The following is a 5,761-nucleotide window of genomic DNA, read 5'->3' as shown; positions in this document are numbered from 1 at the left end:
GGCTTAGAAAATGTAAGGGAAATTATTTTCAACCCAATAATCAATTGCTTCAATTAAAACAAGCCTTTCCATTAATTCCACCTGCTCAGGAAACAAACTCATCGCTTTCCTTCGTGTATGGAGAGAACAATTGCGCTTTAATGGAAGCTTAATATTTCGTTAAGGTTGGTGGGCTATTCTCTTAAAAAGGCTAAATAGCGGAGAAGTTATGCCAGATCTGTCGAATAAAGTCGTTCATTAATTTTGGCGAGATTACAAAGACCCTATTATCTACCGCGTTATCTCCTTCATGGAGGGCCGTGGAAGATTGGACGAGGACGGCAATCCTGAGATTAAAAATTGATTTGAAAGAGCTAGGCCAGACCCTTGAAGATATCGGCAATATTGATCTACAGAAAGAAAATGCGATGATTAATTTAGTCACTCACCTTAAGATAAGACCGGGCGCGGCCTGCGTTTATTGATATGTTTAGACACAGCCTATCCCGAGACTGCTTCGAAAGTGCTCATGCACACTGAAGAAATATCAAAATCTGAAACAGATACCGCCGGCATTTTTCTAAAACGCAACTTGGTATTTGAACGATTGGGGCTACTAGGCGAAGTTTTTACACCGGACCGTTTTAAATTAATTTTACAAACTCTTGAAGAAGGTGGTTTATGAATAAATATCTTTATAATAGAGGAACATAGAGGAACGGCGGCCATTTTGTCAGCAGCTTCTTCGTTTTCTTTCGCCGATAATACGCCCACTGCGGATTGTGCTAATTATTTAAGTTACTCCGATACTCAATGGTCTCCTATAATCAGTCGCTTGCTTCCACTATCGCTGATACTTTAAGTAATTGTGCATTGGCAAGTACATGCAGCAGTATCTCGCTAGATCATTGTTCAGCGTTATTATCTACTCGGAGTTTTATCAGTGCCTATTTTTATAATTTGAAAGGTGATTCTGTCAGCAGCGCAGCTCCTTACAGCGGTGGATTTTCAGCAACACCAAAACTCCCAACTACAGCGATACCGATAGTCAGTTCCGCAGCCAATGCGCCTTCGCCAGCAGTGGTTCAGCCCCAATAAACCCAAACAAAAAAACAGGATTCGTCTAATATCCACTGGTTTTAAAAAAGGGTTTATTTATGAAAAAATTTCGCGTACTTGAATTGCTTCTTTTCTTGTTAGGTGTGGCCTCAACATCAGCGATGGCGGACGTTGATCCCATGAGCGGCGTTATAAAGGCGATTAAAGAAGTTGGTCTTGAAGTTCAAGCGCTGGGCAATTGCCAGTAAAAAAGCATCAGCAATATGAAATATTAATTAGATAAAAATCTCGACCTTGCTTTGCGAGCTGATGTTGAAAAAAAGTAACGCTTTACAAACAGTCAAAAACAACACGGATACTAATACAGAAAATCAAATTTCTGGAACTCTTTTGCAATTTCCAAAACAAGTCATTAACGCCAACCAATTAAGCGACCCGCAAATGGCAGCTACTACTAAAAACTGAAAAAACCTGATTCCTAATTTGACGACCGCTATTCCTGCCAGTGATACGCTTTAATTTAACCGATGCAGAAGACCCTTTAGCCAGTACCTATGGCGTTCCAAACCCAGTTCGCTTTACGATAATTACTTTAATTTTGATTCTTTATTCGCACTCTCTGCTTATAAGTCGGATCAACAGCGGGCAGCCACTACGTATTTACAATATTTGACAAAACCATACCAATCGTTAACCGATAATATTCATTTCAGTGAGCTTAAAACAACCTTAATAAACTGAGTGCTGAAAAACGCACTGATAAGTTGAAATCGTTTTTGAATAATCCCGCTTACCAAAAATTCCAATTAGCTGTGCGCTCTTTAATAGCGACAAAACAATAGCCATAGACAATTTCAATACCTTAACTTAACGAATGTGTGCCACTTAAAGGGTTGGACGCTAAAGTGGGTATGTCAGACGATCCAAATTTACCTAAAGGGTACGCAAGTCCACTGCAAGTCGAAAATTATATCGCTACCAACGTATTAATAGTCCCGCTTTTTAAGCAAATGAAAACCGCATCTCCGGTGGTGGTAGCACGCGAACAAGTCTTGATTCTCACGGAAATTGAAAGTCAGCTTGAACGAACGCAATCATCTCGACAATGAACACCTCCTGGCCACCCTTTCGTTAATGGCGCTCCAAGGGACGAAAATGGATTTACAAACGAATACCACTACTGACTTAAATATTGATTGACCAAACAGGGAAATAAATCCCCGGGGATTTATTTCCCTGTTTTTAATCACTGGCACGAAACAAGTTCGTGCTCGGAAATCCTCCATCACTTAAGGCAACCCTGTACACAAACGGGTTTTTCAGAATAAAAAAACCCCGGAGTTTTTTTCTTTAAACTTGATCGATATCATTGTCGTTATTCATCAATTTTCAAGGAGTATATTAAAAAAACCTCTATTCCTCATGGAATTTTACTGGGTATAAGTCTAACCACTTTAGCTCAACAGCATGTTTCTCCTTTTACCATTTATCGACGGTCCTTACAGTTAGTTAAATTTCGCCAACAGCACGCCCCCAAACTGCACCCATTTAACTATCAGTAATATAACACCGGCTGGGCAGTATAATTATTATCTTAACTTGACCTACAAAAAGTAGAAGCCTGGATAAATTTTAAGTTTGCTGGATGCATTCACTCAGCCAGCTGTATTTACAATATTATTCATTTATATCAAAATATGTATATACAAAATAATACAGCTGGGTACTTATGAAGCAAGCCATGAGTTTTAGGTTCAGTAACCGAACAATTACGCGATTACCCGTTCTTTCTAAAAAATTGCATTTATTGAAAACAGATATCTTAGAGAGAGCCATCAATTGTTATACGAAAAGACAAATCCGCTCCCAATCGGATTTAATCGAGTTTCCAGGTGTTTTCAGCGAAGAAGAGGCGAATCAAATTAAAAAGTCATTCAAGAATACAGGTTATAACAAAGACCATAAGGACATTGGGCCGTGAAATATATCTTAGACACAGATATCCTCATTTATTTTCTGAAAGGTAGAGGAAGCGTACTTTCTAAAAATAGCTGAAACTCCTTTAGACGATTAGGCACAACGATTATTAACCATACTGAATTATTATTTGGTGCCCTAAATTCAACACATAAAAAACAAATTTAGCGAAAGTGATGGGCTTATTGAGGAAGTTGACCATTTTGCGGAAAAGTCTCTTATCAATTTGCTGAAAAAAGCAGAACTAAAACAATCTGGAAAAATGTTAGCAGGCCTTGATTTACTGATCGCAAATATTTACCTACAAACCAAAGCGGTGCGTAACCAACCATACCAGACATTTCGGTGCGTTAAGGGTTTAATAATAGGGCATTGACTTAAGGAGTAGAGTAGAGTAGAGTAGAGTAAAGTAGACTAAAATAAGATAACCGCTTAATTAGCCATCTTTTCAACCAGACGCGAAGTCGAAAAGCCCTCATTAATTGGAATAGCCAGTACTTTCCCGCCATTTTTAACAACTACATCACCACCTGCGATTTGGTTGAGTTGGTAATCGCCGCCTTTTACTAAAATATTTGGTAACACTTCAGTAATTAAACGCGCAGGCGTATCTTCTGAAAATGGCACTGCCCAATCGATGGCACGTAACGCGGTTAAGACTTCCATGCGCGCTTGTAATGAATTAATAGGCCGGCCTTTTCCTTTTAAGCGCCTTACCGAATTGTCATCGTTGACAGCTACAATTAAACGGTGGCCCATCGCCTTGGCCGCTTCTAAATAGTGAACGTGACCGGCATGTAAAATATCAAAGCAACCGTTAGTCATAACAATTATCTCGCCGTGAGCGCGGGCATCTGCTACTGCTAATAGCAGTGCTTTTTCAGATAAAATCCCATGATGAAAAACGTTTATTTGGCGTAATGCACGGCGCAATTCCGGAACCGTCACTGTCGCCGCACCGAGTTTCCGTACCACTAAACCGGCTGCCAAATTGGCGAGCTGGGCCGCTTCGTAAAAATCACCCCCGGCTGCTAAAGAAGCTGCCATTACTGCAATCACTGTATCGCCCGCTCCAGTGACATCGTACACTTCACGCGCATGGGCTACTAAATTAATGGCCGTCCCTTCTTTCTGAATTAACATCATCCCTTGTTTTCCGCGGGTGATAAGGATAGCTTCAAAACGATATTGGTGAATTAAAGCGCGCGCTTTGGACTCCAACTCTTGGTCCGTTTGGCAATGACCCGCCACCGCCTCAAATTCTTTTAGGTTAGGCGTTAAAAGCGTAGCTCCCGCGTAACAGCTGAAATCAACTGATTTGGGATCGACTAAGACAGGAAGCCCCTTTTCACGTGCCCGTTGGATAAGTGTAGTGGCGTTAAATAACGCACCTTTAGCATAATCGGATAAAATAATGGCTTGTGCATGAGAGAGTAAATGTTGATAGCGCTGCAACAAGCCTTTGTCTTCATAATGTTTTAACGCTTTTTCAAAATCTAATCGCAAAAGCTGTTGATTTTGTCCCAGCACACGCAGTTTAGTCACCGTTGGATAGTTGTTGAGCCGGTGAAAGTGCCAGTTAATAGACTTTTTATTCAGCAACGTCTTAAGCTCTCTGGATTCCCGATCGTCCCCCACAACCCCCATCAATTCTACTGAAGCGCCCAAGGCAGCTACGTTCAACGCCACGTTCGCTGCCCCGCCGGGACGCGCTTCTATCTGATCAACGTTAACAACGGGAATAGGCGCTTCGGGAGAGATTCGTGAAGCTTGTCCATACCAATAGCGATCCAGCATTACATCCCCATAGACTACAATGTGCGCCTTTTCATAAAGAGGAATGTCAATTTTATCCGCCATGAATCCTTCTCTGAAAAACAATCTCTTAGCCCAGAAACGAGCACTTAATTATGCCACTGGGCAATCAAAGACTAAAGAGGCAGTGTTAAAGCAATTTTGCTGACACAGCGTAAAGGGTATGAATAGATCTTTTCAAAGACAGAATAATTGTGCGTTGAGAAACGAATACCGTAGGGCGTTTAAGAATGTCGATTTAAGAAAATCTGCATACTTTTTTAAGGTGCTTCCCTTTTCCGCCTTCACCTCTATTGGAATAACGTGTGCATTTTGACTGATTTAGATAATCCACTTCCGCTTGGCTACTTCACTCTTGTCGATGCCAATAAAATAATTGTTGTTGCTGACAGAGGTTAGCGTAAACCAGTAGTTCTTGACCAACTGCTCTGCCTCTGCAATCCGCTTTTATTAATGAAAGCCTTTTCTTGGGTTAAAATCCAAGCTTCACTGGTGGTTCCTAAAGCCTGGGTTAGATGCAACATCTAACATGATTAATTTAAATTGCTTAGGGTTTGCTTGAGCACCGAGAGAAGCTCCCTACTAAACTAAATAATAGTAGTAATAGTAGTAATTATATTGGATATTGGCTTTTTTGAGTAATTCCAGCACCAGCATTAATTCCCTAGAACGAAAATGAAGTGACCTTTTAAAATCAAAATCGTTCTCCTAACTGGTGGGAAACCTGCTAAAATAAATGCTCAATGTATTTAATCTGCGTTTCACGAGCATATTTCTCGAAATCCTGCGGTAAGATGAAAGCAAGATCTGCCGTGGATTTGCAGTATTATTTGAATTGATATTGTTTTCTACTCTTCAGTATCTTTATGTCAATAACTATGGTTTCGTTTCGGCCGGCGTCATTCAAAAATTGCCTTTGCTCCATACGTAT

General features: G+C 40.5%; 1 protein-coding gene and 4 pseudogenes. 3 read left to right on the top strand and 2 right to left on the bottom strand.

Features of this window, described 5'->3' with window-relative positions; all coding sequences use genetic code 11:
• The first annotated feature begins 265 nt into the window (after positions 1–265).
• The 3 pseudogenes from icmW to FIV31_RS07125 all read left to right on the top strand — a co-directional run bounded on the left by icmW (position 266) and on the right by FIV31_RS07125 (position 2,254).
• Positions 266–664 (top strand): annotated as a pseudogene (icmW, locus tag FIV31_RS07135) (type IVB secretion system protein IcmW).
• 12 nt (positions 665–676) lie between these two features.
• Positions 677–1,077, top strand: a pseudogene (locus FIV31_RS07130) (hypothetical protein).
• A 59-nt stretch (positions 1,078–1,136) separates the two neighbouring features.
• A pseudogene (locus FIV31_RS07125) lies at positions 1,137–2,254 on the top strand (phosphoesterase).
• A 1,193-nt stretch (positions 2,255–3,447) separates the two neighbouring features.
• Here the strand turns inward: FIV31_RS07125 and hldE are convergent.
• A pseudogene (gene hldE / locus FIV31_RS07120) lies at positions 3,448–4,939 on the bottom strand (bifunctional D-glycero-beta-D-manno-heptose-7-phosphate kinase/D-glycero-beta-D-manno-heptose 1-phosphate adenylyltransferase HldE).
• A gap of 7 nt (positions 4,940–4,946) precedes the next feature.
• A complete protein-coding gene (locus tag FIV31_RS07115; protein WP_280124288.1) occupies positions 4,947–5,042 on the bottom strand; it encodes a hypothetical protein in 96 nt (31 codons plus the stop codon).
• Between the last annotated feature and the right edge of the window lie 719 nt (positions 5,043–5,761).

It is taken from the genome of Coxiella endosymbiont of Ornithodoros amblus, assembly GCF_019425495.1.
In the GTDB taxonomy this organism is placed as follows: domain Bacteria; phylum Pseudomonadota; class Gammaproteobacteria; order Coxiellales; family Coxiellaceae; genus Coxiella.
The sequence above is the reverse complement of the archived record's forward strand: the minus strand, read 5'-3'. Positions and strand labels throughout refer to the sequence as shown.